The 26,803-nt window shown below is 64.6% G+C and carries 28 protein-coding genes; 9 read left to right on the plus strand and 19 right to left on the minus strand.

The genetic code is table 11. The annotated features are described in order from the left end of the window. Positions 1-265: 265 nt before the first annotated feature. Both XI09_RS23605 and XI09_RS23610 read left to right on the plus strand, forming a co-directional pair. Positions 266-2,431 carry a malate synthase G gene (locus XI09_RS23605; protein WP_271568993.1) on the plus strand — a complete coding sequence of 722 codons (2,166 nt, stop codon included), beginning with the start codon at positions 266-268 and terminating at the stop codon, positions 2,429-2,431. 130 nt (positions 2,432-2,561) lie between these two features. Continuing rightward, positions 2,562-2,762 (plus strand): CsbD family protein, encoded by a 201-nt coding sequence (locus XI09_RS23610; RefSeq protein WP_271568994.1) that lies wholly within the window; start codon positions 2,562-2,564, stop codon positions 2,760-2,762. 139 nt (positions 2,763-2,901) lie between these two features. Here XI09_RS23610 and XI09_RS23615 read toward each other — a convergent pair whose 3' ends face one another. Further along, positions 2,902-3,057: a Thivi_2564 family membrane protein gene (locus XI09_RS23615; RefSeq protein WP_011084288.1), complete on the minus strand. Its 156-nt coding sequence runs from the start codon at positions 3,055-3,057 to the stop codon at positions 2,902-2,904. Between the two features lie 272 nt (positions 3,058-3,329). Between XI09_RS23615 and XI09_RS23620 the strand changes: the two genes are divergently transcribed. Beyond that, complete coding sequence (locus XI09_RS23620) at positions 3,330-5,423, plus strand: methyl-accepting chemotaxis protein (RefSeq protein ID WP_271568995.1); 2,094 nt, start codon at positions 3,330-3,332, stop codon at positions 5,421-5,423. A 94-nt stretch (positions 5,424-5,517) separates the two neighbouring features. Here the strand turns inward: XI09_RS23620 and XI09_RS23625 are convergent, their stop codons facing one another. Further along, complete coding sequence (locus tag XI09_RS23625) at positions 5,518-6,168, minus strand: DUF2865 domain-containing protein (protein ID WP_271568996.1); 651 nt, start codon at positions 6,166-6,168, stop codon at positions 5,518-5,520. 17 nt (positions 6,169-6,185) lie between these two features. Further along, positions 6,186-6,980: a L,D-transpeptidase gene (locus XI09_RS23630; protein WP_271568997.1), complete on the minus strand. Its 795-nt coding sequence runs from the start codon at positions 6,978-6,980 to the stop codon at positions 6,186-6,188. Between the two features lie 206 nt (positions 6,981-7,186). Between XI09_RS23630 and XI09_RS23635 the strand changes: the two genes are divergently transcribed. The 6 genes from XI09_RS23635 (at position 7,187) to XI09_RS23660 (ending at position 11,910) form a co-directional block, all read left to right on the plus strand. After that, complete coding sequence (locus XI09_RS23635) at positions 7,187-8,299, plus strand: AI-2E family transporter (RefSeq protein WP_271568998.1); 1,113 nt, start codon at positions 7,187-7,189, stop codon at positions 8,297-8,299. A gap of 77 nt (positions 8,300-8,376) precedes the next feature. Next, positions 8,377-8,748: a DUF883 family protein gene (locus tag XI09_RS23640; RefSeq protein WP_271568999.1), complete on the plus strand. Its 372-nt coding sequence runs from the start codon at positions 8,377-8,379 to the stop codon at positions 8,746-8,748. Between the two features lie 77 nt (positions 8,749-8,825). Beyond that, positions 8,826-9,281 (plus strand): hypothetical protein, encoded by a 456-nt coding sequence (locus XI09_RS23645; protein WP_271569000.1) that lies wholly within the window; start codon positions 8,826-8,828, stop codon positions 9,279-9,281. Between the two features lie 324 nt (positions 9,282-9,605). Beyond that, on the plus strand, positions 9,606-10,748 hold the full coding sequence (locus tag XI09_RS23650; RefSeq protein ID WP_271569001.1) for an OpgC domain-containing protein: 1,143 nt from the start codon (positions 9,606-9,608) through the stop codon (positions 10,746-10,748). Positions 10,749-10,832: 84 nt separating this feature from the next. Beyond that, the gene (locus tag XI09_RS23655) at positions 10,833-11,441 is read left to right on the plus strand and encodes a TetR/AcrR family transcriptional regulator (protein WP_271569045.1); all 609 of its coding nucleotides are present in this window, start codon (positions 10,833-10,835) and stop codon (positions 11,439-11,441) included. 109 nt (positions 11,442-11,550) lie between these two features. Next, entirely contained in the window at positions 11,551-11,910 is a 360-nt protein-coding gene (locus tag XI09_RS23660; protein WP_271569002.1) for a RidA family protein, read from the plus strand. Between the two features lie 12 nt (positions 11,911-11,922). On the opposite strand, the gene XI09_RS23665 is transcribed toward XI09_RS23660, so the two are convergent. From XI09_RS23665 to urtA, 16 genes are all read right to left on the minus strand, one after another. Further along, complete coding sequence (locus XI09_RS23665) at positions 11,923-13,581, minus strand: CHASE domain-containing protein (protein ID WP_271569003.1); 1,659 nt, start codon at positions 13,579-13,581, stop codon at positions 11,923-11,925. Positions 13,582-13,879: 298 nt separating this feature from the next. Continuing rightward, the gene (gene ureG / locus XI09_RS23670) at positions 13,880-14,503 is read right to left on the minus strand and encodes an urease accessory protein UreG (RefSeq protein ID WP_271569004.1); all 624 of its coding nucleotides are present in this window, start codon (positions 14,501-14,503) and stop codon (positions 13,880-13,882) included. Positions 14,504-14,664: 161 nt separating this feature from the next. Then, positions 14,665-15,393, minus strand: a complete 729-nt coding sequence (locus XI09_RS23675; RefSeq protein ID WP_333939130.1) for an urease accessory protein UreF — start codon at positions 15,391-15,393, stop codon at positions 14,665-14,667. Beyond that, positions 15,374-16,039, minus strand: a complete 666-nt coding sequence (gene ureE, locus XI09_RS23680) for an urease accessory protein UreE (RefSeq protein ID WP_271569005.1) — start codon at positions 16,037-16,039, stop codon at positions 15,374-15,376. Before ureE ends, XI09_RS23675 begins: the two co-directional genes overlap by 20 nt. Positions 16,040-16,053: 14 nt before the next feature. Next, positions 16,054-16,353 (minus strand): putative quinol monooxygenase, encoded by a 300-nt coding sequence (locus XI09_RS23685; protein ID WP_271569006.1) that lies wholly within the window; start codon positions 16,351-16,353, stop codon positions 16,054-16,056. Between the two features lie 121 nt (positions 16,354-16,474). After that, positions 16,475-18,190: an urease subunit alpha gene (gene ureC / locus XI09_RS23690; RefSeq protein WP_271569007.1), complete on the minus strand. Its 1,716-nt coding sequence runs from the start codon at positions 18,188-18,190 to the stop codon at positions 16,475-16,477. A 37-nt stretch (positions 18,191-18,227) separates the two neighbouring features. Further along, positions 18,228-18,767, minus strand: a complete 540-nt coding sequence (locus XI09_RS23695) for an HD domain-containing protein (RefSeq protein WP_271569008.1) — start codon at positions 18,765-18,767, stop codon at positions 18,228-18,230. 2 nt (positions 18,768-18,769) lie between these two features. Then, positions 18,770-19,210 carry an endonuclease domain-containing protein gene (locus tag XI09_RS23700; protein ID WP_177234390.1) on the minus strand — a complete coding sequence of 147 codons (441 nt, stop codon included), beginning with the start codon at positions 19,208-19,210 and terminating at the stop codon, positions 18,770-18,772. 93 nt (positions 19,211-19,303) lie between these two features. Next, entirely contained in the window at positions 19,304-19,609 is a 306-nt protein-coding gene (locus tag XI09_RS23705) for an urease subunit beta (protein ID WP_025576653.1), read from the minus strand. Positions 19,610-19,721: 112 nt separating this feature from the next. After that, positions 19,722-20,024: an urease subunit gamma gene (locus XI09_RS23710; protein ID WP_007605424.1), complete on the minus strand. Its 303-nt coding sequence runs from the start codon at positions 20,022-20,024 to the stop codon at positions 19,722-19,724. A 24-nt stretch (positions 20,025-20,048) separates the two neighbouring features. Continuing rightward, the gene (locus tag XI09_RS23715) at positions 20,049-20,879 is read right to left on the minus strand and encodes an urease accessory protein UreD (protein WP_271569009.1); all 831 of its coding nucleotides are present in this window, start codon (positions 20,877-20,879) and stop codon (positions 20,049-20,051) included. Positions 20,880-20,911: 32 nt separating this feature from the next. Next, on the minus strand, positions 20,912-21,607 hold the full coding sequence (urtE, locus tag XI09_RS23720) for an urea ABC transporter ATP-binding subunit UrtE (protein WP_025576656.1): 696 nt from the start codon (positions 21,605-21,607) through the stop codon (positions 20,912-20,914). A gap of 114 nt (positions 21,608-21,721) precedes the next feature. Beyond that, entirely contained in the window at positions 21,722-22,483 is a 762-nt protein-coding gene (urtD, locus tag XI09_RS23725; RefSeq protein WP_092186705.1) for an urea ABC transporter ATP-binding protein UrtD, read from the minus strand. Beyond that, positions 22,480-23,658: an urea ABC transporter permease subunit UrtC gene (urtC, locus tag XI09_RS23730; RefSeq protein WP_271569010.1), complete on the minus strand. Its 1,179-nt coding sequence runs from the start codon at positions 23,656-23,658 to the stop codon at positions 22,480-22,482. The genes urtD and urtC overlap by 4 nt, the downstream gene beginning before the upstream one ends. Continuing rightward, positions 23,655-25,262 carry an urea ABC transporter permease subunit UrtB gene (urtB, locus tag XI09_RS23735; RefSeq protein ID WP_271569011.1) on the minus strand — a complete coding sequence of 536 codons (1,608 nt, stop codon included), beginning with the start codon at positions 25,260-25,262 and terminating at the stop codon, positions 23,655-23,657. Before urtB ends, urtC begins: the two co-directional genes overlap by 4 nt. An 86-nt stretch (positions 25,263-25,348) precedes the next feature. Continuing rightward, positions 25,349-26,671 (minus strand): urea ABC transporter substrate-binding protein, encoded by a 1,323-nt coding sequence (urtA, locus tag XI09_RS23740; protein ID WP_271569012.1) that lies wholly within the window; start codon positions 26,669-26,671, stop codon positions 25,349-25,351. Positions 26,672-26,803: the final 132 nt, after the last annotated feature.

The raw sequence follows: 26,803 nt of genomic DNA on the forward strand, positions 1-26,803 counted from the left end.
ACCTTTTCCTGGGCTACCCCTCTCCCCCGCGCTCCCCCGCAAGGGGGGAGGGAGCGCATTTGTGCGTGTGGCAGGCAGTCGGGCTCGATCGTGCAATGCTGCCGGCCCGCACCTCTTCTTGACATTTTGACAAACCCCTGGGGGTCTTCTCATGGCCTCGATTTTGGGGCTAATAGGACCCCGAAAGCCGCTCCCTTGGAGCGCATTTTGCTGCTGTCGGGTCAAAAGCAGCCAAAAACAGCCATTTCCAACAAGAAAGACCATCATGAAACGCGTCGACGCCCACGGATTGAAGATCGCTCCCGTCCTGTTTGACTTCATCGCCAAGGAAGCGGCCCCGAAAACCGGGATCGCGCCGGATGCGTTCTGGGCCGGGGTTGCCGCCATCATCAAGGACCTTGGGCCGAAGAACCGGGCGCTGCTCGCGGTGCGCGACACGCTGCAAGCCAAGATCGACGACTGGCACCGCGCCAACAAGGGCAAGGCGTTCGACCTCAATGCCTATACCGCCTTCCTGAAGGAGATCGGCTATCTCGTCCCGGAGCCGGCGACGCAGAAGGTCGAGACCGCCAATGTGGACGAGGAGATCGGCAAGATCTGCGGCCCGCAGCTCGTCGTGCCCCTCACCAATGCGCGCTATGCGCTGAACGCGGCGAATGCGCGCTGGGGCTCGCTCTATGACGCCTTCTACGGCACCGACGCCATTCCGCACGATCCCTCCGAGAGCGGCAAGGGCTACAACAAGGCGCGCGGCGACAAGGTGATCGCGAAGGCCAAGGCCTTCCTCGACGCCGCCGTGCCGCTCGCGACCGGCAGCCACACCGACGTCACCGCCTACAGCGTCGTCGCGGGCCAGCTCGCGGTGAAGCTGAAGAGCGGCAATGCGACCGCGCTGAAGAACGCGGCGCAATTCGCAGGCTTCCTGGGCGATGCGGCCGCCCCGAGCGCGGTACTGCTCGTCAACAACGGCCTGCATGTCGAGGTGACGATCAACCGCAGCAGCGCGATCGGCAAGGACGATCCCGCCGGCGTCGCCGACATGGTCATGGAGGCCGCGGTCTCGACCATTCTCGACATGGAGGACTCGGTCGCCGCGGTCGACGCCGAGGACAAGGTGCTGGTCTACCGCAACACGCTCGGCCTGATGAACGGCACGCTCTCGGCCGACTTCGAGAAGGGCGGCAAAACGCTGACCCGCTCGCTCAATGCCGACCGCAGCTACAAGACGCCGGACGACAAGGGCGAGGTCAAGCTGCACGGCCGCAGCCTGCTGCTGATGCGCAATTGCGGTCACCACATGTTCACCGATGCGGTGCTGGACGACAAGGGCGAGGAGGTCCCGGAGGGCCTGTTAGACGCCGCCGTCTCCGGCCTGCTCGCCATCCACGACCTCAAGGGCAACTCCACGATCAAGAACAGCCGCACCGGCTCGGCCTATATCGTCAAGCCGAAGATGCACGGCCCGGACGAGGTATCGTTCACCTGCGAGATCTTCGACCGCGTCGAGAAGATGCTCGGACTGCCGGAGAATACGCTCAAGGTCGGCATCATGGACGAGGAGCGACGCACCACCGTCAACCTCAAGGCCTGCATCCAGCGCGCCTCCAAGCGCATCATGTTCATCAACACCGGCTTCCTCGACCGCACCGGCGACGAGATCCACACCTCGATGGAAGCGGGCCCGATGATCCGCAAGAACGAGATGAAGGCGCAGGCCTGGATCAAGGCCTACGAGGACTGGAACGTCGACATGGGCCTGATCGACGGGCTGCCCGGTCATGCCCAGATCGGCAAGGGCATGTGGGCCGCGCCCGACAAGATGGCCGACATGCTTCAACAGAAGCTCGCCCATCCGCAGGCCGGCGCCACCACCGCCTGGGTCCCCTCGCCGACCGCCGCGACGCTGCACGCGCTGCACTACCACCAGGTCAACGTCATCGCGCGCCAGGAGGAGCTGACCAAGGGCGGACCGCGCGCGAAGCTGTCCGACATCCTCACCATTCCGGTGTCGAAGTCGAACTGGGCGCCCGACGACGTCAAGCAGGAGATCGACAACAACTGCCAGGGCATCCTCGGCTATGTCGTGCGCTGGATCGACCAGGGCGTCGGCTGCTCCAAGGTGCCCGACATCCACGATGTCGGCCTGATGGAAGACCGCGCCACCTTGCGCATCTCCAGCCAGCATCTCGCCAACTGGCTGCACCAGGGCGTCATCACCGAGGCGCAGGTGATGGAGTCGCTGAAGCGCATGGCCGTCGTCGTCGACAAGCAGAACGCGGGCGATGCCATCTACAAGCCGATGGCGCCCGCCTTCGACGGCGTCGCCTTCAAGGCCGCCTGCGACCTCATCTTCAAGGGCCGCGAGCAGCCGAACGGCTACACCGAGTACATCCTCACCGCGCGCCGCCGCGAGGCGAAGGCGGCGGGCTAAGCCCGGTCACCGAAATGTCAAAAGCCCCGGCGCGAGCCGGGGCTTTTTTGTTGGGCGAAACGTCGCGGCGCGAGGAGGAACGGGTGCGCACCGCTCGCGTTGTCGGGCCATCAACCAACGGGAGATGGTCATGGACTGGAACCGCATCGAAGGAAACTGGAAGCAGTTCAAGGGTTCGGCCAAGGAGAAGTGGGCCAAGCTCACCGACGACGACCTCAAAATGATCGAGGGACGCCGCGAACAGCTCGAAGGCCGGCTCCAGGAGCGCTACGGCAAGGCCAAGGACCAGGTTCGTCAGGACGTCGACGACTGGCTCAAGACGCTGCACTAGACGCGGCAAATGAAGCCCCGGCTTACGCCGGGGCTTTTCGTTGGACGATCCGTCGCCCGGATGAGCGAGGGGACCTCCGGGTCCTTGATTGTGGCATCCCGGCTGTCGCTTCGCTCATCCGGGCTGCAACGACGTCTCGCTAGAATACCGTGAGATATTTCAACAGCGACACCACACCGATGATGATAACGACCACGCGCGCGATCTGCTTGGCGCGGCCGTCCATCGGCAACATGTTGATGAGATAGAGCACGAGAATGACGACGAGAAAGGTGACGAGTACGCCGACCAGCATCGCGAGGCCCCCTTCAGGCAGATTGCTAACGATATCCTAACGTCTGTCTCGCGCGCCGGTTCCATCCGGGCAACCCATTGCAACTTCTAGTAAATGCGTACTTCTACCGGCAGGCCGGCTGCCTAAAACTTTACCCTTTTCCTTTCAGATGCAGAAACCGTTTGGCCCCTGTGGCGCAAACGGCATGCGATTGCCGATCTGCCGCGCCCCCCGTTTGCCGATGTTGCCGGGCGTCTTCACGAACTTTGCAATGGGAATTTGGGGGGACCTCGATGCTCAATCGTCTGACCGTATCCGCGCTGCTGAAGGCGGTGATCGCGATCACGTCGGTCTGCGTGGTGATCGCGCTCTCGCTCACCGCCTATGAATCCTGGGATCGGCTGAAGACCGCCAACCGCATTTCGCAGACCGCCGACGCCTCCGCCGATCTGTTCAAGGCGATGCACAATCTGCGCACCGACCGCTCGACCACCAACCGGCTCCTCAACTCGACCGACCCGATGGACCCCGAGATCGAGAAATATCTGCGTGCGATCCGGGACGCCCAGATGCCGGCGATGGCACGCGCGCTGGAGCTGTTGCCGGCCATGGACTTTCCGCAGTCCGGCACGCTGGTGCCGGAGCTCGCGCGTCTCTACAAATTGCTGAGCGAGGAGCAGAAGCAGTTCTGGGAGGACGTGGCCAAGCCCAAGAACCAGCGCCGCGCGGGCCTGCCGAAGGAATATATGGAGACGACGCAGGGCCTGCTCGAGATGCTCGACAAGCTCACGAACGTCCTGGCCGCCACCGTCAACCACCAGGACGCCGTGATCGACCAGCTGCTGTCGATCAAGCAGAGCGCCTGGCTGCTGCGCAACACCGCGGGCGAAGCCTCGCTGATCGTCTCGATCGGACTCAACACCGGCCGCATCGCGCCGGAGGCCCGCCTCGCCTATACCCAATTTGTCGGCGGAACGAGCGCGATGTGGAAGGCGCTGGAATTGTCGACGTCGGGCATGCAGCTCCCGCCCGCACTGTCGTCCGCCGTGGCGACGGCCAAGACCGCCTATTTCGATCCGCAATATCTGGCCCTTCGCGACCGCCTGGTAAATACGCTTGCCAATGGCGAAAAGGCCGAGATGACTGCGAACCAATGGACACCGGTTACGGTGGGCCGTCTGGCCAGCGCGGTTGCCGTCGCCGAGACGGCACTCGACGCCGCCAAGAGCCATACGCTGGAACAGCGCTCCGCAGCTCAACGCGCACTCATCATGCAGCTCGCGCTTCTGACGCTCGCCATCGCCCTCGCCGTGGGCGCCATCATGCTGGTCAACCGCCGCGTCATCCATCCGCTCAACACCATCCGCGACGCCATGCTGAAGGTCGCCGGCGGCGACCTTGCCGTGGACAGCGGCTATCTCGACCGCAAGGACGAGATCGGCGCGCTCGCCGGCGCGCTGGAAGCCTTCAAGCAGCAGGCGACCGACAAGCTCAAGATCGAGGAGCAGGAGCGCGCGCGCAATGCGGGCGCTTCGGCACGCCAGCGCGCGATCGAGGTCTATGTCGGCGAGTTCGAGGGCGCGGTGCGCAAGACGCTCGGCGAATTGAGCGAGGCCTCCGGCGAGATGCGCAAGACCTCGGGCGATCTGTCCGCGGTGTCACGCCAGACCAACGACCGCGTGCAGGTCGCCGGCAAGGCCTCCAATGACGCCTCCATGAGCGTCGACAGCGTGGCAGCCGCCGCCGAAGAGCTCTCTGCCTCCATCAACGACATCAGCCAGCAGGCCGCCCATGCCGCAGGTATCGCCGGCCGCGCCGTCACCCAGGCGCGCGAAACCGACGGCACCGTGCAGGGCCTGGCAAAATCCGCCGGACGCATCGGCGAGGTCGTCGGCCTCATCAACACCATTGCGGCGCAGACCAATCTGCTCGCGCTCAACGCCACGATCGAGGCGGCGCGCGCCGGCGAAGCCGGCCGCGGCTTTGCCGTGGTCGCCTCCGAGGTGAAGTCGCTGGCAAGCCAGACGGCCAAGGCCACCGAGGAGATCTCCGAGCAGATCGCCGACATCCAGCGGGTGGCCGGCGACGCCATCAACGCGATCCAGACCATCGGCGGCATCATCGGCGAAGTGAACGAGGTCGCAACCGCGATCGCAGCCGCCGTGCAGGAGCAGGGCGCGGCGACGCAGGAGATCACCCGCAGCACGCAATTTGCGGCACAGGGCACCAAGAACGTCTCGGACAACATCACCGGCGTGAAGGCCGATGCGGACGCCGCCGCGGCGGCCGCGGACAACGTCAAACACGCCTCCGAGATGCTGGAGAGCCAGAGCCGCCAGCTCGGCGAGGACGTCACCGGCTTCCTCGGCAAGATCCGCGCGGCGTAAGGTACGGCGGCGCCACACTCTCGGTGTCGTCCCGGCGAAGGCCGAGACGACAATCTTCATTGGGCTACTAGCTTGGCAACTCAGCCAACGCCCACTACTCCTTCGCCACCACCGGCACCTGGCGGAACTTGGCGCGGATCGAGTCCGGCAGCGGGGAGAAGTTCATCGCGACGCCGCGGCGATCGCCAGCGTTGCGGCCGGCGACCACCAGGCCATCGGCGCCCGCGACGATGTCACCCTTGCGCAAGGTGGGGTCGTCCTCGACCTTGATCTGGGCAAGGCCGACCGGATCCTTGCCGTTGCAGGTGCAGCCCGACACGATCTCGTTGCGGTAGCGGAAGGCGTTCGGCAGGTCGGAATAGGACTTTCCGCCCTCGGTCGTGGCGTCTTCGATGTTGCTGCCATAGACCAACGAGGTTTCCGAGGTCGGGCAGAAGCTCTTGCAGGATCGTGCCTTGCTCTCGGCGTCGTTTCCTTGCGCGGGGAAGTAACGGCCATCGCAGCCGCGCACGCAATAGGCGGCGCCGCCGCCATAGGAAGTCCGCTGCCGCGGCGTGTCGTAGCGCGGCATGTCGTCAGGGAACGGCATCCGGATCTCCGGCGGCGGGCGCATCCGGAAGCCCCCGAACAGCGTCGAGAAGAAATCCTCCGCATGCGCCGGCGGCATCAGCGCGAGGCCGAGGGATGCGGTGGCCAAGAACGCCGCCGCGCCACCGGCCAGTTTACTGATCGAACGTCTCTTCATGTGCTCTCACCCAACTCTCAGTTCACGGCCGACGTCGAGATGTTCAGGGCCTGCCGGCCCGAGGGTAGCGTCGCCGCCGCGGGGCGCTTGCGCATGGGGTCGCCGCCTCTCGCCATCAGCGGCACGCTCTTCGGCAGCACCACGACCCTGGCGCCGATATTGACGCGGCTGAACAGGTCGGAGACGTCTTCGTTGGTCATGCGGATGCAGCCGGAGGACACGAACTTGCCGATGGTGGTGGGATCGTTGGTGCCGTGGATGCGGTATTCGCTCGAGCCCAGATACATCGCGCGCGCGCCGAGCGGATTGCCGGGCCCGCCGGCGACGAAGCGCGGCAGATAGGGCTGGCGCGCGATCATCTCGGCCGGCGGATGCCAGTCAGGCCATTCCGCCTTGCGGCTCACGCTCTGCACGCCCGACCAGGTGAAGCCCTCGCGGCCGACGCCGACGCCGTAGCGGATCGCCCGGCCGTTGCCGAGCACGTAGTACAGGTAGGTATTGCCGGTATCGATCACGATCGTGCCGGCCGGCTCGCCGCGGTCGAAGCTGACGACCTGCTTGCGCAGCCGATCGGGCAATTGGGCATCCTCGTCAGCCGTCTGCGCCGGCTCGCCGACATAGCCGTGCGAATAGCTCGGCCCCTGTTGATACGCCTGCGGCTGCAGCGGATACGGCTGCGGTAGCATCGGCACATAGCCCAGCGTCTGCGCGCTTGCGCTAGCGAAGGGCACAGCGAGCAGAGCGGCCGCGAAGGCAAACGCGGTGGCGGCGCGCGGCGAGAAGCGGCGACGGACTGGAGAGACCTTTGTCATGTGCTGCCCCGTTGGATGGATGCATCTCGAGTGATGCGGCTTTCGGACAAACGCAGCCGGGCCAGCTCAAGTTCCGCCGCCCTCTGCGGCAGCGGCGTCACAGTCAAGCGAGCGCAACTTCACGAAGCCGCGATGGAACAGCGGCGCCCCTCCGGCGTTTTCTGATGACCAATGGGCGCCGGAGACCTCCGTGCGGGAGAGAGATTGTGCGCGTCCTTCCCAGTGAACGTCTGATTTCCGGCAACGGCGAAGGCGCCCCACTCCCCGACAGCCATAGCGAGCTGCCGCCGGTGATCCGCCGCACCGAGTTCGTCGCCTTTGCGCTCGCCGGTCTGCTCCTGATCGCCATTGTCGCGGTGCTTTACATCGCCAAGGCGTTCTTCCTCCCGGTCGTGATGGCCATGGTCGCCGGCACCATGCTGTCGCCGGCCGCATCCCTTTTGGAGCGGCAGCACGTACCGCGCGCCCTCGGTGCCGTGCTGATCGTGACCGCGGTGACCACCGTGGTCGCCTTCGTCATCGCGCTGATCGCCGCGCCCGCGATGGAGTGGAGCTCGCGCCTGCCGGAGCTGGGCGCACAGTTGAAGGACAAGCTGCACGTCTTCGACCGACCGCTGGCCCTGTGGCGGGAGCTGCAGACCATGGTCGGCGGCTCCGAGGGGCTGCCAAGCTTCCCGCTGCCGAAATTCGAATGGGTGCAGCCGACGCTGGAATTCCTGTCGCCCACCTTCGCCGAATTCCTGCTGTTCTTCGCCACCCTGATCCTGTTCATCGCGAGCTGGCGCGACCTGCGGCGGGCGCTGATCATGAATTTCGGCGACCGCGACGCGCGGCTGCGCACGCTGCGGATTCTCAACGAGATCGAGGTTCACCTCGGCAACTACCTGTTGACCGTCACCGTCATCAACATCGGCGTCGGCGTCGCGACCGGCATCATCTGCGCCATCACCGGCATGCCAAATCCGGCCGGGCTCGGCGCACTCGCGGCTGCGCTCAACTTCATCCCGATCATAGGACCGGTCGCGATGTTCATCGTCCTGATCGTGGTGGGGCTCGTCGCCTTCCCGACGCTGGGCGGCGGACTGATGGCGGGGCTCGCCTTCGGCGGCATCACCTTCCTGGAAGGACACTTCGTCACGCCGACCATCATCGGCCGCAGGCTGTCGCTGAACGCACTCGCCGTCTTCATCGCGCTGGCCTTCTGGACCTGGCTGTGGGGACCGATGGGTGCGTTTCTGTCGTCGCCGCTCCTGATCGTGGGGCTTATCCTGAAGGAGCATCTGCTGCCGGAGAATTCGCCGCAGCTCCCGCAGGCGTGACGGGCTCCCGCGAACGGAACTTCCGTCACGACGAAACGTTTTCCGCCCATCTCACCGCCAACAATTCGGAGTTTGCGATGTCAATAGCCGACGGCGACACCAGGATGAGAGACTGGATCGACAAAGCCACCGCAGAACGCCTCGAGAAGGATGTAGCAGCCGTGAAAAACGATATCGCCGCCCTCACCGACCAGATAACCGACGCGCTCAATACCTTTGCCAATTCGGCGGGAAAGCAGGCCCGGCGCGGCTACAAGCAAGCGCGCGAGAACGTGGATTCGACGCTCGACGACATGTCCGAGCGCGGCAGCGCGATGATGGGCGCGGCGCAGGATGCCTATGGCTCGATCGAGGAGACGCTGGAAGACGCCATCACCGCGCGGCCGCTCGCGACCGTCGGTATCGCGCTCGGCATCGGCTTCCTGATCGGCCTCGCCTGGCGCCGGTAAAGCGCGGGACGGTCCCTGAGATCGCGGCGGCGCGGCCGCCGTCGCCTCAGGCTTGTGGGTGATTGAGGAGCAAGGGCATGTTTCAGCGCATTATCGACGGCATCAGCGCATCGACGGGGACGACGGTCCGTCTGACGTCGCTCGCCGCAGGCGCCGCATTCGCGCTCTTCATCACGACGTGCTTTCTTTGCGCGGCCGCGTTCATCTCGGTGCTGGAAAAATACGGCCCGGTACAGGCCTGCCTTGCCGGCGCCGGCATCTTCTTCCTGCTGACGCTCACCGCGGCGGGCACCTATTGGGGCTACAAGCGCGAGGTGCAGAAGCGCGCCCAAATCGCGGCCGAGCGCGCCGCGAAGTCGGCGGCCTCGAGCATGCTCACCGATCCCGTGCTGCTCGCCACGGGACTCCAGATCGTTCGCGCCATCGGGATCAAGCGGCTGTTGCCGATCCTGGCGATCGGCGGCGTCGCACTCGGAATCATGGCGAGCCGGGCCGGCGTATCCGACGAGGCATCGGCTGAACCTGCCGAGTAACGGTACGGGCACCACGCCCGATTTGAATTATCCCCAGTTGCCGGCAGGGCGATCATGGAGGGTCCGAGCGCGCGGACGGTGAACCTCACACCGCCAGGGGGCGCCGACTTCGGAGGCGCGGGCCGCGACCGCAGGGCAGATCCTCGTTCTTTGCAAAAATTGCGTCCCAGACGGGCTAGGGGCGGACACGCGAACGCACCGGCGCGTCTTGCGTAATTTTTCGTCAGTCGGGACAAACCTGACCTACTCACGCAAACGCTACTCGGATAGGCAGGCAGTTGCCGCTAAAAGCAGCGCCCGTGATTCCAAAAAGTCATTTTCGCGATGAACCCGTCCGTCAAGGCGAACCTCGCCGCATTCCATCACGACGCCAGGCTGTATTTGACGCTCGGCATCGCCAACTGGTCGGTGTTCGTCGACCACATCCCGAACAACGTCGTCAACCTGCTGACGCTGCGCAATTTCGGCTTCAGCGGCGCTGCCGACCTGTTCGTGTTCGTGGTGGGCTACGGCGTCGCCATCATCCACGGCAGGATGGCGCTTGAGCGCGGCTACGTCGTCGCGGCAACGCGCGTCTTTCGCCGGGTCTGGCGGCTCTACGCCGCCTATGTCGTGCTGTTCGTGATCTATATCGACGCCATCGCCTACGTCGCCTCGCAATCGATGGCGCCGGAGATCATCCACGAATACAACATCTCAGGCATTCTCGAGCACCCGCTGCGCATCCTGGTCCGTGGCCTGGTGCTCCAGGAAGAGCCGCTGAACCTCGACCTCCTGCAACTGATGATCCCGCTGATGGCGTTCTTTCCGTTCGTGCTGTGGGGGCTGCTGCGACGGCCGAACCTGACGCTGGCGGCATCGGTCGGGTTGTACGTCGCGGCGCGCTGGTTCGACTGGAATTTCCGGGTCTATCCGGACCAGGAATGGACCTTCAATCCGCTGTGCTGGCAGATGCTGATGGTGCTGGGCGGCTGGTTCGCCGTGACTGGCGCCGCCGGCCGTGCGCTGCGTGGCATGTCCTGGCTGCGGATCCTCGCAGGCGCCTACCTCGTCTTCGCGATGGCCGTCACCCTGATGCGCCATTCGCCGGCGCTGTCTGCCCATGTGCCGGACCTCCTTCTCAACAGCATCGCGCCGACCGACAAGGAAAACCTCGCGCTCTATCGCGTGGTCCACTTCCTCGCGCTCGCGCTCATTGCGACCCATCTCATTCCGGCCGATCATCCCGGCCTGAAATGGCGGCCGCTTCAGGCGGTGATCATATGCGGCGAGGAATGGCTCGCGGTGTTCTGCGTCGCGGTGTTTCTCTCCTTCGCCGGCCATCTCCTCCTGATCACCGGGCCGAACCTGGTGGTGATGCAGGTGGCGGTGAGCATCGTTGGCTTCGCGGCGATGACCGCGGTCGCCTATTACATCACCTGGTCGAAACGGCAGGACCTGCCTGCGGCCCTGCGGCAGCAGACCTGACAACATAATCGTGCGATTCTGCTAGGCCGAGACCTGTGGCTGCGCTATGCGGAGGGACTCTGCGTGAGGAGACTTGGCGTGGCGATGGCGAAAGGCGGGGGTGAAGAGGCTGACAACGCGCCCCGGCGCGGGCGGCCGCGGTCGATCGAGACCACCAACGCCATCCTCGAAAGCGCCTACGCGCTGATGGCCGCCACCGGCCTTGCCGCCACCACCATCGATGCGGTCGCGCGCCACTCCAGCGTCTCCAAGATGACGATCTACAAATGGTGGCCGTCGCGCGAGGCGCTGCTGATCGACGCCTTTCTCCACCATGCCGCGCAGATGCTGCCGCTGCCCCCGGTGAGCTCCGGCACGCCCGCGGCACGCGCGCGCCGCCATGCCTCGGCCTATGCCGAGGCGCTCCAGGGCGAGTTTGGCAAGGTGCAGCTCGCCGTCATCTCCGAATGCATTTCGAAGACCGGCTCGGCAGAGCTGTTCTACGCACGCTATCTGCAATTCCGCCGCGACGCGCTGGTGGAGATGATCGCCGCGGGCCAGAAGGACGGCAGCGTCCTGGCCGAAGGGGCGCCCGAAGACCTCTACGACGCGATCTATGGCGGCCTGTTCTACCGCTACGTCTTCGGCATCGCGCCGATCACGCCGGCTTACGCACGCAATCTCGTCGATCTCGTATTGCGGCCGAAGGTCTAGATCAGGCGCAGAAAATGCCTGCCGTCCGTCCCCGACTCAAGTTCCACGCCTTGGTGATAAGAACGCGCGGACATCTCACGTCTTTTCCCAGAGGAGCATCAGTCTCATCATGATCAAACGCATCTTGCCATACGAAGGATTGCTCCACGAAATAGTCGAGCATGGAGGCGTGCTTTACATCGGCGGAATCGTCGCCGAGGACACGAGCCTTGACATGTCAGGTCAGGCAAACGATGTGCTTGGCCAATTGTCGCGTCTGCTGAAGACTCTTGGATCCGACTTGGCCAACGTATTGCAGGTGACCATCTTCGTTACGAATCTTGGCGAGAAGGCTGCGTTCAATGCGGCTTGGAAAGCGCACTTTGCCGAAGCCCATCTGCCGGCACGCGCCGTCGTCGGCGTGGCCGATCTCGGTTCAGGCGTCAAGCTCGAGATGACCGCAATCGCTGCTCGACCGACCTCGAGCTGAAGTGCGCGAGGTTTATCGCACGGGCCTCACCGGGGCCGAGATCTTGTCCGTGCGGTCGCGCTCGGTCATGTCGACGACCGTCTCCATCGGAGCGGTCAGCTCGTAGACGTAGGAGACGTCGGTGAAGTAGCGCTTGGCGGTGCCGCCGAGCGCTTCGGGCGCGACGCGGTCGAGCAGGATCAGGCCAAAATCGGAATCGGGGCGGCGCGTCGCCTCGCTGGTGTTGAACTCCTCCCAGCGGAAATGGAAGACCTCCTCGGACTCCTCGCCCGTCACCGTCCAGTTGGCGGTGATGTGCGGATGCTTGCCGACCAGCGACAAGCCTTCGTCCGAATGCGAGGCGAGCTCGAAGAACAGAAGTGACAGGCTCTGCGCCGCGCGCGCGCTGACCGCGATGTCAGGACCGGTGACGGCGATGCGGTCCGCATGCGGAATGGCGCGCGCCTCGAACAGGCCCTTCAGCTTGACGCCCTGCCACTGGCTCTCGCTGAGCAGCGAGACCACGTTGGACATGGCGTGGATGCGGCCGATCAGCAGCTCGCGCGCGACGTCGATGTCCGAGCCGTGGCGCAGCGTGCGCGTCACGATCGACTGGATCACCGCCAGGATGTTCTTGACCCGGTGGTTGAGCTCGTCGATGACGGCGGTCAGGCGGCGCTCGAAGCCGATCCGCACCTGGATTTCCCGGCTGAGCCTCAAATTGTTGTAGGCGACATAGCCGAACAGGCCGCACACCATCGCGGTGATCGCAAAGCCGATCGCCGCCACGATGATCGCAGTCTGCTCGGCGCGCCGCGCCGAGTTGGTCTTGGCGTAATAGCCGAGCTGCCAGTCGCGGCCGCCGAAGCTCACGGTGCGCGTCGCCGATGGCGCCGGCCCGTCCACCTCCGTCATGCGCGTGGAGACAATGCCCTGGTCGTTGGCGACGAGCTCGCCGCCGTCCTTGCGCGGATCCTTGAGCGCGACCGCGAACAACGACATGTCGTCATTGGTCAGCATCAGCGAGGCGAGCTCGTAGGAGAATGTGACGAACCCGGCCGGCTCCGTTGCCCCCTCGGGAATCACGGGAGCAGCCACGATGACGCCGACCGGCCCGTTCGCGCGCAGGAGCGGCACCGGGTCGGAGGCGACCGACCGCTTCTCGATCCTCGCCCGGGCGAGCATCGCGCTGCGCACCGGATCCTGGTCATAGCTGCGGCCGGGCAGCGCCTTGGTCTCGTCGCTGCGCGGCTCGAGGTCCATCAGCACGTCGATCGGATGGGTGAGGCTCGCGGGGGCGATGGGCTTGTCACTGTAGTCACGGATCTGCGGCTTCGGGAAGCCGGCGGCCGCGATTGCCGCCTGCGCCGCAGTGAGTTCGTTCGGCTGGAGCCGGGCGACCCAGCCGGCCACCACGAAATCGGTCTTGAAGGCGTAGATCGCCGAGCGCAGCGGCTCCAGCATGTTGGGCTTGAGCACCGATGGCGCGCGGAACAGGCCGGAGGCGACACGCGCGAGCAGCTCGCGCTCGGTCAGCCGGTCCTGCACCAGGCTCGCATGGACGTCGATCGCACGCGCGAGCGCGATCCGGTCCAGCGCCAGCTCCTGGTCGTGGACGCGATAGGCGGCAAGCCCGGAAAGCAAGGCTCCGAGCAGGGCAATGAAGCCGATGATGAAACCCAGCCGGACCACGCGACTACTCAGACGGAAGCAGGAGGTCGGCAATAAACACGGAGCATATGAACGCCGCTCGAACGGCCAAGTGCCGAAACAGGATGAACCCCGATGGCGGAGATAATGGAGGAGGAGGCATCAGTACGCAACTTGGGTCGCCTGAAAAGCTTAATCCGCCCGGCCGGTCGTCCGGCCGGAATGGATTTGCCCCGGGTACCGGAGGTATTCAATCGCCGTGTCCGAAATTTGTTCCGCGGATACGGTCCTGCCTCAGGCGTTAACGGCGGAAAACGCCTGTGCCAAGTCGTCGCGTCCGTCAGCCCGCCCGTTTCAGGCCGCCTTTGGCCTCGATGAAGCCGACGATGCGGTCGAGCCCCTCGCCCTTCTTCAGGTTGGTCATGACGAAGGGGCGCGCGCCGCGCATGCGCTTGGCATCCGTCTCCATCTTCTCCAGGGAGGCGCCGACATGGGGCGCAAGATCGATCTTGTTGATGACCAGGAGGTCGGACCGGGTGATGCCGGGGCCGCCCTTGGACGGGATCTTGTCGCCGGCCGCCACGTCGATCACGTAGATGGTAAGGTCGGCAAGCTCCGGGGAAAAAGTGGCAGCGAGATTGTCGCCGCCGGATTCGATCAGCACGAGGTCGAGGCCGGGGAATTTCGCGCGCATGTCCGCGACCGCTGCGAGGTTCATCGAGGCGTCTTCGCGGATCGCTGTGTGCGGGCAGCCGCCGGTCTCGACGCCGGCAATGCGATCCGGCGTCAGCGAGCCCGAACGCACCAGGAATTCCGCATCCCATTTGGTGTAGATGTCGTTGGTGATCGCCGCGATGTCGTAGCGCTCGCGCATGGTCTTGCAGAGCAGATCCATCAGCGCGGTCTTGCCCGATCCGACCGGACCGCCGATGCCGACACGCAAGGGGCCGTGAGATTTCGACATGTAGCTCGCTCTCTCCTAGTGTCGTCCCGGCGAAGGCCGGGACCCATAGCCACCGAATTCAATTGATGCGGTAGGCTGTGGCCGCAGTTCTGTATCGCCACAAAGACTTGTGGTTATGGGTCCCGGCCTTCGCCGGGACGACGGAATGCGGCGCGACCCGCTCACGACCGAAACAGCCGCGTATACTGCGTCTCGTGCCGCAGGCTGGCGAGGTCGGCGCGAAACGTCGCGCTGCCGAGATCGTCCAGCGTCGCGCTCAGCGCACGATTGGCGGTCGCGGCAACCGCAGCTTCCAGCCGCACCAGCACGCGCTGGCTGTCGGTCTGGCCGAGCGGAATGAGGCGACTGGCCGCGGAAATCCAGTTCGAGGCCACAGCGTGCAGGAAGGCGTGCAGCGTCGGCGCCAGCGGAACGCCGTGCATTGCGGCGACCACACCGACCGCGACGGGATAGACCAATGGCGTGCTACATGCCGCAACCATGGCATCCAGCCCCTCCGCATCCCACGCGGCGCGGGCGATGTCGATGAAGGCGCGGCCCTGCGAGCTCGTTTCGAGCTGCCGCTCGCGCGACGGCACGAAGGCGCTCGCGAGCTCAGCGATGTCGCGCAAGGCGGTCTCCTCGCCCGCTTCAGTGGCGCGATAGGCCTGGACCAGGAACGTCGCATCGCAGAAGCCCGAACCGTCGCCGAGCATCGCATCGAGCCAGTCGGCGAGCGTCGCCGTGTCGGTGATATCGCCCGCCTCGACCGCCCATTCGATACCGCTGGAATAGGAGAAGCCGCCGACGGGAAACGCCGGCGACAGCCAGGTCATCAGCCGGTACAGCGCCGCCGCCTCGCGCGCGGCGAGGTCACCGGCATTGACCGGCTCATTTGTGGTCATGAGCATGCTTGTGGCCGTGGTGGTGATCGGGATGATCGCAATGCTCGTCGTGATGATGGTGATCGTGCCCATGGTCATGCGCGGCATGATCATGGTCATGGTCATGGTGATCGTGGCCGTGGTGGTCATGACCGTGGTGATCATGATGATGGTCGCCATGATCGTGATGGTGATGGCCGTGATCAAGATGCGCATGGTCATCGTGCCCGTGCGCATGACCGGCGTCGGCGTAGGCGCCGCCTTCGGGATCGAACGGCGCCTCGATCTCGACGACACGCGCGCCGAGACCCTTCACCATGGCCTCGATGACGTGGTCGCGGCGGATGCGCAAGGCTTTGGCCATGATCTGCGTCGGCAGATGACGGTTGCCGAGGTGCCAGCCGACGCGGATGAGGTGGTGCGGATCGCGGCCGCGAATCTCCAGCAGCGGCTCGGGCGCCGCGACCACCTCGACCAGCCGGCCGTCCTCCAGCACCAGCGCATCGCCGCCGCGCAGTGCAACGGCGTTTTCGAGGTCGAGCAGGAATTCGAGCCCCCGCGTCCCCGTCATCGCCATGCGGCGGCGGTGCCGATCGTCGAAATCGAGCACGACCGTGTCCGCTGGTGCTTCGGTGAAGCGGTGCTGTCCCCTAACCTGCGTCGCCCGGATCATTGGCTTCTACCCTGTTACCGTGTCTCGACCTTCTCGGGCGTGATCACTTCGATCTTCGGCGGCGCCGTGAAGCATTTCACCGCAACGCGGCCGAACGTCTTCATGTGCTCCATGCCACGGTGCGGCACCAGCGCCTCGGCATTCTCCCACTGCTCGACGAACACCATCCTGGTCGGATCGGTGACGCTCTCATGCAGATCATAGGCGATATTGCCGGGCTCTTTCCGCGTCTCCCTGATGCAGGCGGTGGCGGCTGCAATGAATTCGGCGCGCGTCTCGGGCTTGATGGTCAAGGTGGCAACGACGTAGATCACGAGAAATCCTCCCGGCTTTTCTTCTGGGTTCAAGATACCGGGCGGGACATTAGACCAGGTGGGATCGAACGCAAAACCGTAAAACCGTCCCCGGACATGCTCCGGGGACCGGGGCGCTATTTCAGTACATGAAATATCGCTGCGCCATCGGCAGCACTTCGGCGGGCGCGCAGGTCAGGAGCTCGCCGTCGGCGCGGACCTCATAGGTCTCCGGATCGACCTCGATCTTGGGTGTGGCGTCGTTGTGGATCATGCTCTTCTTGGAGAGCCTGCCGCGGGTGTTCTGGACGGCATAGAGCTTCTTCTCGATGCCGAGCTTGCGCGCCAGCCCGCCGGTGATCGCGGCCTTGGAGGTGAACACCACGGAAGACGCCGTGCGCGCCTTGCCGAAGGCGCCGAACATCGGCTGGTAGTGCACCGGCTGCGGCGTCGGGATCGAGGCGTTGGGATCGCCCATGGGCGCGGCGACGATCGTGCCGCCCTTGACGATGCAGTCCGGCTTGACGCCGAAGAAGGCCGGCGACCACAGCACGAGATCGGCGAGCTTGCCCTTCTCCACCGATCCGATCAGCTTCGAGACGCCATGGGCGATCGCAGGGTTGATCGTGTATTTGGCGATGTAGCGCTTGACGCGGAAATTGTCGTTGTCCTTGCCCTTGTCCTGCGGCAGCGACCCGCGCTGCTTCTTCATCTTGTCGGCGGTCTGCCAGGTGCGGATGATCACCTCGCCGAGGCGGCCCATGGCCTGGGAATCCGAGGACATCATCGAGAGCGCGCCGAGATCGTGCAGGATGTCCTCTGCCGCGATCGTCTCCTTGCGGATACGACTTTCGGCGAACGCCAGATCTTCCGCGATCGAGGGATCGAGGTGGTGGCACACCATCAGCATGTCGAGATGCTCGTCGATGGTGTTGCGGGTGAACGGCCGCGTCGGATTGGTCGATGACGGCAGCACGTTCTTCAGCCCTGCGACCTTGATGATATCAGGGGCGTGACCGCCGCCGGCGCCTTCGGTGTGGAAGGCGTGGATGGTCCGCCCCTTGAACGCCTTGATCGTATCCTCGACGAAGCCGGATTCGTTCAGCGTGTCGGTGTGGATCATGACCTGAATGTCGTAATCATCGGCCACCGACAGGCAGTTGTCGATCGCAGCCGGCGTGGTGCCCCAATCCTCATGCAGCTTCAGCGCGCAGGCGCCGCCCTTGATCATCTCGACCAGCGGCGCGGGACGCGAGGCATTGCCCTTGCCGGAAATGCCGAGATTGACCGGGAACGCGTCGAACGACTGGATCATCCGCCCCATGTGCCACGGGCCCGGCGTGCAGGTCGTCGCAAAGGTGCCGTGCGAGGGACCGGTGCCGCCCCCGAGCATCGAGGTGACGCCGCTCATCAGCGCATGCTCGATCTGCTGCGGGCAGATGAAATGGATGTGGCTGTCGAAGCCGCCGGCGGTGAGGATCTTGCCCTCGCCCGCGATCACGTCGGTGCCGGGTCCGATGATGATGGTGACACCCGGCTGGATGTCGGGATTGCCGGCCTTGCCGATCGCGGAGATCATGCCGTCCTTGATGGCGACGTCGGCCTTCACGATGCCCCAGTGATCGACGATCAGCGCGTTGGTAATGACCGTGTCGGCCGCGCCCTGCTTGTTGGTGACCTGCGACTGCCCCATGCCGTCGCGGATCACCTTTCCGCCGCCGAACTTCACCTCCTCGCCATAGACGGTGAAATCCTTCTCCACCTTGATGATGAGATCGGTGTCGGCCAACCGCACCTTGTCGCCGGTGGTCGGGCCGAACATGTCGGCATAGACGGAACGCTTTATCTTGACGGACATCACAAGCCCCGTTTGCGTTTGAATGTTGTATGAGTGCTCACAGCGAGGCCCTCGCTCGTTGCACCGCATCGTCGAACTTCTCATCGAGGTAGGGATTGCCCCCGCGGCAGCCAGCGACCACCTGCTCGGCCCAATCGGTGTATTCGATCAGGTCGGCACGCTCCTCACTGCTGGGGTTGGGACGAATACGTGCCTCGATATTGCTGATCTTGTCGGCAATTTTGATGAGCTTGGCGTCAGCCGACTTCTTCGGCGCATCGACGACTTGTCGTCGTCGCCGCTCGGCCTTCGGCAGACTCATGTCGTCGGTGCATTCGACGACGAGAAACGCAACGCGATCTGAGAATCTCTGTGCAAGCTCTTCGCGCGTGGTCTCGGTGTCCTCGATCGCATCATGCAACCAGCCCGCTGCGACCAGCTCGGCATCTCCACCATCGGTCGCCCTCGCAAGCAGGTTCGCGACCTCAGCCAGATGATTGATGTAAGGCTCGTTCCCCCGCCCCTTGCGCGCCATGCCGTTGTGCCGGCGCGCGGCCAGCTCAGCAGCTTCCGAGATGAGACGGACGGCGGGCAGCATGCTCACGCCTCCTTCGGGCCATCAGAGGCACCGCTTTCACCGTTCCCTCCCCCCTTGCGGGGGAGGGTCAGGGAGGGGGGTGCTCCGGGCTCCGCTGCCTGAAGGATGGCGAGAGCCACACCTTCCAGATTTCTCAGCACGTCCTCATTGGTGAAACGCAACACGCGATAGCCCCGAGACGCGAACCACTCGTCGCGTTGTGCGTCCTTACGGAGACGCTCCTCGAAATCGTGGCTTTCGCCATCAACCTCAACCACCAGCTTGCACGAATGCGCCACGAAATCGGCGATATACGCACCCATCGGAGCCTGCCGGCGAAAACCGAGGCGAGCCAGACGATGAGCTTTGAGGTGACGCCACAGCAACGTCTCCGCGCGGGTCATCTCGCGCCTCAATCGTTTGGCGCGGGTTCTTTGTAACGGAGAGACCTCGTCGTGTGGCATACCCCCCTCCCCAACCCTCCCCCGCAAGGGGGGAGGGAGCCTGACCATTGTGCTCACCTCACTGTGGATCACGCCGCGCGCCCCAGTTTACACTCACAGCTTCCCCATCACATCGCCCCGAAAACCGTAGATGGTCTTCTTGCCCGCCAACGCGACGAGCTGGACGTCGCGGGTCTGGCCGGGCTCGAAGCGGACGGCGGTGCCGGCGGCGATGTCGAGGCGCATGCCGCGGGCCTTCTTGCGGTCGAACTTCAGCGCCGGGTTGGTCTCGAAGAAATGGTAGTGCGAGCCGACCTGGATCGGGCGGTCGCCGGTGTTGGCGACCGTGAGCGTCACGGTCTTGCGGCCGGCATTGAGCTCGATCTCGCCGTCCTGGATGAAGAGTTCGCCGGGGATCATGTCTGTCTTCCTCCGTCATTCCGGGGCTCGCGGAGCGAGAACCCGGAATCTCGATCAACAATCTCTGGATTCCGGGTTCGCCCTGCGGGCGCCCCGGAATGACGAATTTGAATCACCTGATCGGCTCGTGCACGGTGACGAGCTTGGTGCCGTCCGGGAACGTCGCCTCGACCTGGATGTCGTGGATCATCTCGGGGATTCCAGGCATCACCTGGTCGCGGGTCAGCACCTGCGCGCCGGATTGCATCAGCTCGGCCACGGTGCGGCCGTCGCGGGCGCCTTCGAGGATGAAATCGGAGATGATCGCGATCGCCTCGGGATGGTTGAGCTTGACGCCACGGTCCAGCCTGCGGCGCGCCACGATGGCTGCCATCGAGATCAGAAGCTTGTCCTTTTCGCGGGGAGACAGGTTCATGCGAAATCTCTTCCGTTCAACACGTCAATTCAACCACAGCCGCGGCAACGCCGCACCGGTGCGCGCCAGCACGGCCATCATGTCGGCGCGCAAGCGCGCCGCATCTTGGGCACAGAACCGCGCCATTGCAAAGCCATTCCAGGCCGAGATTCCGACCTCGCCGGCGAAAGCGTCCGATGCCTCGCGGATCTTTTCGACTAGCGCCTCGTCGCCGGGAACGATCAGCGCCGTGCCGATCGCCGCGCCCCCCTTGGCCACCGCGGACCTCGCGAGTTTCGCGCCGATATTGCCGTCGAGCCTGACGGTCTCGGCAAAGACCAGCCGGCCGCCGCGGGAGAGCCGCCAGCGGTCAACGAACTCGCCCTGCTCCACCCGCTCACCCATCGCAGTGCGGCCGAACACGACGATTTCACAAAGCAGGAGCGAGGCCGCCTCATCGAGCGCGATGTCGAAGCGGCGATGGACACGGGCACGATCAAACAGGATGGTCTCCTGCGGCAGCCAGGACAGATGCGCGCCTGCGCCGACCTTCAGGGCGATATTGAGCTCTGCCGCCGGGCCCGGCGCGCGATAGACCTTCTCCGCGGCCGCCGTGGTCAGCGTCAGCCGCGTAGCATCGGCCGCTGATACCTCGACATCGAAGCGATCGCCGCCGGCAACGCCACCGGCCGTGTTGACGAACACGCCGGAGAGCCCCTCATCCTCCGGCGAAGGAAAGCGCACACGCAGCGAGCCGGATTCATGCAACGCTCCGCGCCGCGTCCCGCCGTCGCGCGCGTGCACGTCGAACCTGACCGCGCCGCGGGCGCGATTGGCTTCGAATATGGTGGACGTGACTGATAGTTCGCTGCGCATCCGCCTCCCCAGCCGGTCGCGGCACAAATGGCTTACAGAGCCATCTGACGGCTGATCTCGCTCGCGTCGAGATTGGTGCGGTCGCAGGTGAACTTCACCGCGCCGCGATCCATCACGGCGAAACTGTCGCCGAGTTCGCAGGCAAAGTCGAGATATTGTTCGACCAGCACGATGGCGATGTTGCCGAGGTTGCGCAAATAGGAGATGGCGCGGCCGATGTCCTTGATGATCGAAGGCTGGATGCCCTCGGTTGGCTCGTCGAGCAGCAGCAGCTTCGGCCGCATCACCAGCGCACGCCCGATCGCGAGCTGCTGTTGCTGGCCGCCGGAGAGGTCGCCGCCGCGCCGGCCGAGCATGGATTGCAGCACCGGAAACAGCGAGAACACGTCGTCCGGGATGTGCTTGTCCTCGCGCTTGAGCGGACCGAAGCCGGTCTTGAGATTCTCCTCGACCGTCAGCAGCGGAAAGATCTCGCGGCCCTGCGGCACGAAGCCGATGCCCTTGCGCGCCCGCTCGTAAGGCTTGAGGCCCGTGATGTCGCTGCCGTCGAACACGATCGCGCCCGAGGAGATCGGATATTGCCCAACCATGGCCCGCAGCAGCGAAGTCTTGCCGACGCCGTTGCGCCCGAGCACGCAAGTCACCTTGCCGGGCTCGGCCGCGATCGAGACGCCGCGCAGCGCCTGCGCCGCGCCGTAGAACAGGTTGATGTCTTTAACTTCAAGCATTAGCGACCTCCGGTCGCGACGTCGCGAATGGCGAGTGGCGAATAGCCAAAATTGCAACGGTCATTATGCTTCTACCCTATTCGCTACTCGCCACTCACCATTCGCCTTCTCGGTCTATCGACCGAGATAAACCTCAATCACCCGCTCGTTGGACGAGACCTGGTCGATGGTTCCTTCCGCGAGCACCGTGCCTTCGTGCAGGCAGGTCACCTTGACGCCGAGCTCGCGCACGAACGTCATGTCGTGCTCGACCACCATGACGGTGTGGGTCTTGTTGATCTCTTTCAGCAGCTCGGCCGTGAGATGCGTCTCGACGTCGGTCATGCCGGCAACGGGCTCGTCGACCAGCAGCAGCTTCGGATCCTGCGCCAGCAGCATGCCGATCTCGAGCCATTGCTTCTGGCCGTGGCTGAGGCTGCCGGCCAGCCGATTGCGCGCCTCGGTGAGGCGGATCGTCTCCAGCACCTTGTCGATGCGCTCGGACTCGGCCTTGCTGCCGCGCCAGAACAGCGTGCCCTTGACGCTGTGGTCGACATTGAGCGCCAGCAGCAGATTGTCCTGCACGGTCTGACTCTCGAACACGGTCGGTTTCTGGAATTTGCGGCCGATGCCGAGCTCGGCGATGCGAGTCTCGTCCAGCCGCGTCAGGTCGGTGACGCCGTCGAACAGCACGGTGCCCTCGTCCGGCTTGGTCTTGCCGGTGATGATATCCATCATCGTGGTCTTGCCGGCGCCGTTCGGGCCGATGATGGCGCGCATCTCGCCGGGTTCGAGCGTCAGCGACAGATTGTTGATGGCGTGGAAGCCGTCGAAGGAGACGTGCACACCGTCGAGATAGAGCATTGCGGAGGTCGAGCGGGTATCCATGACGTTCATTGCGCCTCCTCCGCCATCTTGGTTTCGGTGACGCCGTCCTCGGCCGCGGCGCTCGCCGTGGTCGCGGCGGGACGCTTCTCGTTCGACGAGTCCCACCAGGCGTTGAAGGTGCCGACGATGCCCTTGGGCAGCAGCAGCGTCACCAGAATAAACAGCGCGCCGAGCATGAACAGCCAGTACGGCGCCAGCATGCCCGAGGTGAAGAACGTCTTTGCGTAGTTGACGACGACGGCGCCGAGCGCCGCGCCCACCAGCGTGCCGCGGCCGCCGACCGCAACCCAAATCACCGCCTCGATCGAATTACCCGGTGCAAATTCGCTCGGATTGATGATGCCGACCTGCGGCACGTAAAGCGCGCCGGCGACGCCGGCCATGCAGGCCGACACCGTGAACACGAACAGCTTGTAGGATTCGACACGGTAGCCGAGGAAGCGGGTGCGGGATTCGGCATCACGCACCGCGATCAGCACCTTGCCGAGCTTGGACGAGACGATGGCGCGGCAGATCAGGAAGCCCAGGATCAGCGCCAGGCAGCTCAACGCAAACAGCGCGGCCCGGGTGCCTTCGGCCTGCACGTTGAAGCCCAGGATGTCCTTGAAGTCCGTGAGGCCGTTGTTGCCGCCGAAGCCGAAATCGTTGCGGAAGAAGGCGAGCAGCAGCGCATAGGTCATCGCCTGCGTGATGATCGACAGATACACGCCGGTGACGCGGGAGCGGAAGGCGAGCCAGCCGAAGCAGAAGGCGAGCAGGCCAGGCACGACCAGCACCATCAGCGCGGCGAACCAGAACATGTCGAAGCCGTACCAGTACCAGGGCAGCTTCGAATAGTTCAGGAACACCATGAAGTCGGGCAGGATCGGATTGCCGTAGACGCCGCGGGTGCCGATCTGCCGCATCAGGTACATGCCCATCGCGTAGCCGCCGAGCGCGAAGAAAGCGCCGTGGCCGAGCGAGAGGATGCCGCAATAGCCCCAGATCAGGTCGATCGCGAGCGCCAGGATGGCGTAGCAGACATATTTGCCCCAGAGCGCGACCAGATAGGTCGGCACTTGCAGGAACGAGCCCGCGGGCAGCAGCAGGTTGGACAGCGGGATCAGCACGCCCAGCGCGGCGACAACCAGCAGGAAGATCGTCGCGCTGCGGTCCAGCGATCGCGTCAGCATGTGAGGGGTCATGCTTCCACCGCACGGCCCTTGAGCGCGAACAGGCCGCGCGGCCGCTTTTGAATGAACAGGATGATGAGGACCAGGATGGCGATCTTGCCGAGCACGGCGCCGGCGACCGGCTCCAGGAACTTGTTGGCGATGCCGAGCGTGAAGGCGCCGACCAGCGTGCCCCAGAGATTGCCGACCCCGCCGAACACCACGACCATGAAGCTGTCGATGATATAGCTCTGGCCGAGATTGGGGCTGACATTGTCGATCTGCGACAGCGCCACGCCGGCGATGCCGGCAATGCCCGAACCGAGGCCGAAGGTCAGCGCATCGACGCGCGAGGTGGCGATGCCCATCGAGGCCGCCATGCGGCGGTTCTGCGTCACGGCGCGCATCTCCAGGCCCAGCGCGGTGTAGCGCAGCATCGCGAGCAGGATCGCGAACACGGCGAGCGTGAAGCAGAGGATCCACAGCCGGTTATAGGTGATGGTGATCTGGCCGAGCTCGAAGGCGCCGCTCATCCAGGAGGGATTGCCGACCTCGCGGTTGGTCGGGCCGAACATGGTGCGAACCGCCTGCTGGAGCACCAGCGACAGGCCCCAGGTCGCCAGCAGCGTCTCCAGCGGACGGCCGTAGAGGAAGCGGATGATGCTGCGCTCGATCAGAACGCCGATCGCGCCGGCGACGAGAAAGGCGAGCGGCACGGCGATCAGCAGCGAATAGTCGAACAGGCCGGGATAGCGGGTGCGGATCACCTCCTGCACCACGAAGGTGGTGTAGGCCCCGATCATCACCATCTCGCCATGGGCCATGTTGATGACGCCCATCACGCCGAAGGTGATGGCGAGCCCGATCGCCGCGAGCAGCAGCACCGAGCCGAGCGAGAGGCCGTACCAGGCATTCTGCACCGTGGACCAGACCGCGAGCGAGCTCTGGATCGAGCCGATCGCGCTCGCGGCGGCCTTGGTCACCGAGGCCGACTGGTCGCCCATGCCGGTGAGCAGTGCCATCGCCTCCTGGTCGCCGCGCGCCTTGAGGGTGACGACGGCCTCGAGCTTCTCGACCTCGGTGGCGTCGGACTTGAACAGCAGGATCGCCGCACGGGCATCGCCAAGCGCAGCCTTGACGGATTTGTTGGTTTCCTTGGCGAGCGCGGCATCGACGGCTTCGAGCGCGGTCTCCTCATGCGACTTGAAGACCGACTGCGCGGCCTGGAGGCGCGTTCCGATATCCGGCGACTGAAGCGTCAGGCTGCCGACCGCGGCATCGACGCTGCGGCGCAGACGGTTGTTGAGGCGGACCGCGCTCGCACTGTCGGGAACGCTGGCGACGGACTGGCCGGTCGCGGCATCGATCGACTTGCCGTCGGCGCCGGTGACGTACACCTTCTTGCTGTCCGGATCGGCCATGAGGCGGCCGTCCTGGAGCGCGCTGATGATGGGGAAGGCCAGCGGATTGCCGCTGCTCGCGACCACGCCGATCGCTTCTTCCGTGTCGGAATAATCATCGTTGGCGAATTTGGCGACCGCATCCTCGAACGGACCTGCAAAGGCCGGCAGTGCGAACGCGATCAGGAATAACGAGAGCAGGAGCGAACAGAGGCGGGCGGACAAATTGGCTGGCACTGTGAATGACCCCGGCAGAAATGGGTGGAGAAGGCGGCGGGATCGCCGCCTTCTCCGGTCGCGTGCAAAGATCGGTCAGGCCGGGATCAGGAGCCCGAACCCAGGCACTTGTTGGTCTTGGTGTTGAAGTTGCCGCACTTCTTGCCGACCCAGTCGCCGATCAGGTCCTTGGAGCCGTCGAGCTCCTTCGACCAGGCGTCGCCAGCGACAAGACCCGGGGTCTTCCAGACCACGTCGAACTGACCGTTCGCCTTGATCTCGCCAATGAACACCGGCTTGGTGATGTGGTGGTTCGGAAGCATCTTGGAGGTGCCGCCGGTCAGGTTCTTGGCTTCGATGCCCGGGAGAGCGTCGATCACCTTGTCCGGATCGGTCGACTTCACCTTCTCGACCGCCTTGACCCACATGTCGAAGCCGATCACGTGCGCTTCCATCGGATCGTTGGTCACGCGCTTCGGATTCTTGGTGTAGGCCTGCCACGCCTTGATGAACTTCTCGTTCTCCGGCGACTTGATCGACTGGAAGTAGTTCCAGGCGGCGAGATGGCCGAGCAGCGGCTTGGTGTCGATGCCGGCGAGCTCTTCCTCACCCACCGAGAACGCGACCACCGGGATGTCCTTCGCCTTGATGCCCTGGTTGCCGAGCTCCTTGTAGAAGGGAACGTTGGCGTCGCCGTTGATGGTCGAGACCACCGCGGTCTTCTTGCCGGCCGAACCGAACTTCTTGATGTCGGCCACAATCGTCTGCCAGTCGGAGTGACCGAACGGCGTGTAGTTGATCATGATGTCTTCCTGGGCGACACCCTTCGACTTCAGATAGGCTTCCAGGATCTTGTTGGTGGTGCGCGGATAGACGTAGTCGGTGCCCGCGAGCACCCAGCGCTTCACCTTCTCGTCCTTCATCAGGTAGTCGACGGCGGGGATCGCCTGCTGGTTCGGCGCAGCACCGGTGTAGAACACGTTGCGCTCGCTCTCCTCGCCCTCGTACTGCACGGGGTAGAACAGGATGTTGTTCAGCTCCTTGAACACCGGCAGCACCGACTTGCGCGACACCGAGGTCCAGCAGCCGAACACGACCGAGACCTTGTCCTTGGTGATCAGCTCGCGCGCCTTTTCGGCGAACAGCGGCCAGTTCGAAGCGGGGTCGACGACGACGGCTTCGAGCTTCTTGCCGAGCACGCCGCCCTTCTTGTTCTGCTCGTCGATCAGGAAGAGGATGGTGTCCTTCAGCGTGGTTTCGCTGATGGCCATGGTGCCCGAGAGAGAGTGAAGCACGCCGACCTTGATGGTGTCGTCCGCGGCCTTCGCACCGGAAATGGAAGCCAGACCGAGCATCAGTCCGGCGGTCGCGGCGAGCACGCCACGGCGGCTAAATGACGCCGCTATATCGTGAGTGGATTTGTTAAGCATGAGTGTATCATCTCCCTGACGCAGACGTGAAAAAGACGCTGCGAAACGGCCCCACGGCCGCCTGCGATTAACGGAATCGCAAGAACCATGCCATGGGCTGGGTACATACCAAGCCGTTGGTTTCATTTGAAA

This window comes from Bradyrhizobium sp. CCBAU 11386 (genome assembly GCF_028128955.1).
GTDB lineage: Bacteria > Pseudomonadota > Alphaproteobacteria > Rhizobiales > Xanthobacteraceae > Bradyrhizobium.

Bases quoted from the DNA above. Each gene is read 5' to 3' on its own strand.
- XI09_RS23605 (WP_271568993.1), top strand. From the start codon at position 266: ATGAAACGCGTCGACGCCCACGGATTGAAGATCGCTCCCGTCCTGTTT.
- XI09_RS23610 (WP_271568994.1), top strand. From the start codon at position 2,562: ATGGACTGGAACCGCATCGAAGGAAACTGGAAGCAGTTCAAGGGTTCG.
- XI09_RS23615 (WP_011084288.1), bottom strand. From the start codon at position 3,057: ATGCTGGTCGGCGTACTCGTCACCTTTCTCGTCGTCATTCTCGTGCTC.
- XI09_RS23620 (WP_271568995.1), top strand. From the start codon at position 3,330: ATGCTCAATCGTCTGACCGTATCCGCGCTGCTGAAGGCGGTGATCGCG.
- XI09_RS23625 (WP_271568996.1), bottom strand. From the start codon at position 6,168: ATGAAGAGACGTTCGATCAGTAAACTGGCCGGTGGCGCGGCGGCGTTC.
- XI09_RS23630 (WP_271568997.1), bottom strand. From the start codon at position 6,980: ATGACAAAGGTCTCTCCAGTCCGTCGCCGCTTCTCGCCGCGCGCCGCC.
- XI09_RS23640 (WP_271568999.1), top strand. From the start codon at position 8,377: ATGTCAATAGCCGACGGCGACACCAGGATGAGAGACTGGATCGACAAA.
- XI09_RS23645 (WP_271569000.1), top strand. From the start codon at position 8,826: ATGTTTCAGCGCATTATCGACGGCATCAGCGCATCGACGGGGACGACG.
- XI09_RS23650 (WP_271569001.1), top strand. From the start codon at position 9,606: ATGAACCCGTCCGTCAAGGCGAACCTCGCCGCATTCCATCACGACGCC.
- XI09_RS23655 (WP_271569045.1), top strand. From the start codon at position 10,833: ATGGCGAAAGGCGGGGGTGAAGAGGCTGACAACGCGCCCCGGCGCGGG.
- XI09_RS23660 (WP_271569002.1), top strand. From the start codon at position 11,551: ATGATCAAACGCATCTTGCCATACGAAGGATTGCTCCACGAAATAGTC.
- ureG (WP_271569004.1), bottom strand. From the start codon at position 14,503: ATGTCGAAATCTCACGGCCCCTTGCGTGTCGGCATCGGCGGTCCGGTC.
- XI09_RS23675 (WP_333939130.1), bottom strand. From the start codon at position 15,393: ATGCTCATGACCACAAATGAGCCGGTCAATGCCGGTGACCTCGCCGCG.
- ureE (WP_271569005.1), bottom strand. From the start codon at position 16,039: ATGATCCGGGCGACGCAGGTTAGGGGACAGCACCGCTTCACCGAAGCA.
- ureC (WP_271569007.1), bottom strand. From the start codon at position 18,190: ATGTCCGTCAAGATAAAGCGTTCCGTCTATGCCGACATGTTCGGCCCG.
- XI09_RS23695 (WP_271569008.1), bottom strand. From the start codon at position 18,767: ATGCTGCCCGCCGTCCGTCTCATCTCGGAAGCTGCTGAGCTGGCCGCG.
- XI09_RS23700 (WP_177234390.1), bottom strand. From the start codon at position 19,210: ATGCCACACGACGAGGTCTCTCCGTTACAAAGAACCCGCGCCAAACGA.
- XI09_RS23705 (WP_025576653.1), bottom strand. From the start codon at position 19,609: ATGATCCCCGGCGAACTCTTCATCCAGGACGGCGAGATCGAGCTCAAT.
- XI09_RS23710 (WP_007605424.1), bottom strand. From the start codon at position 20,024: ATGAACCTGTCTCCCCGCGAAAAGGACAAGCTTCTGATCTCGATGGCA.
- XI09_RS23715 (WP_271569009.1), bottom strand. From the start codon at position 20,879: ATGCGCAGCGAACTATCAGTCACGTCCACCATATTCGAAGCCAATCGC.
- urtE (WP_025576656.1), bottom strand. From the start codon at position 21,607: ATGCTTGAAGTTAAAGACATCAACCTGTTCTACGGCGCGGCGCAGGCG.
- urtD (WP_092186705.1), bottom strand. From the start codon at position 22,483: ATGAACGTCATGGATACCCGCTCGACCTCCGCAATGCTCTATCTCGAC.
- urtC (WP_271569010.1), bottom strand. From the start codon at position 23,658: ATGACCCCTCACATGCTGACGCGATCGCTGGACCGCAGCGCGACGATC.
- urtA (WP_271569012.1), bottom strand. From the start codon at position 26,671: ATGCTTAACAAATCCACTCACGATATAGCGGCGTCATTTAGCCGCCGT.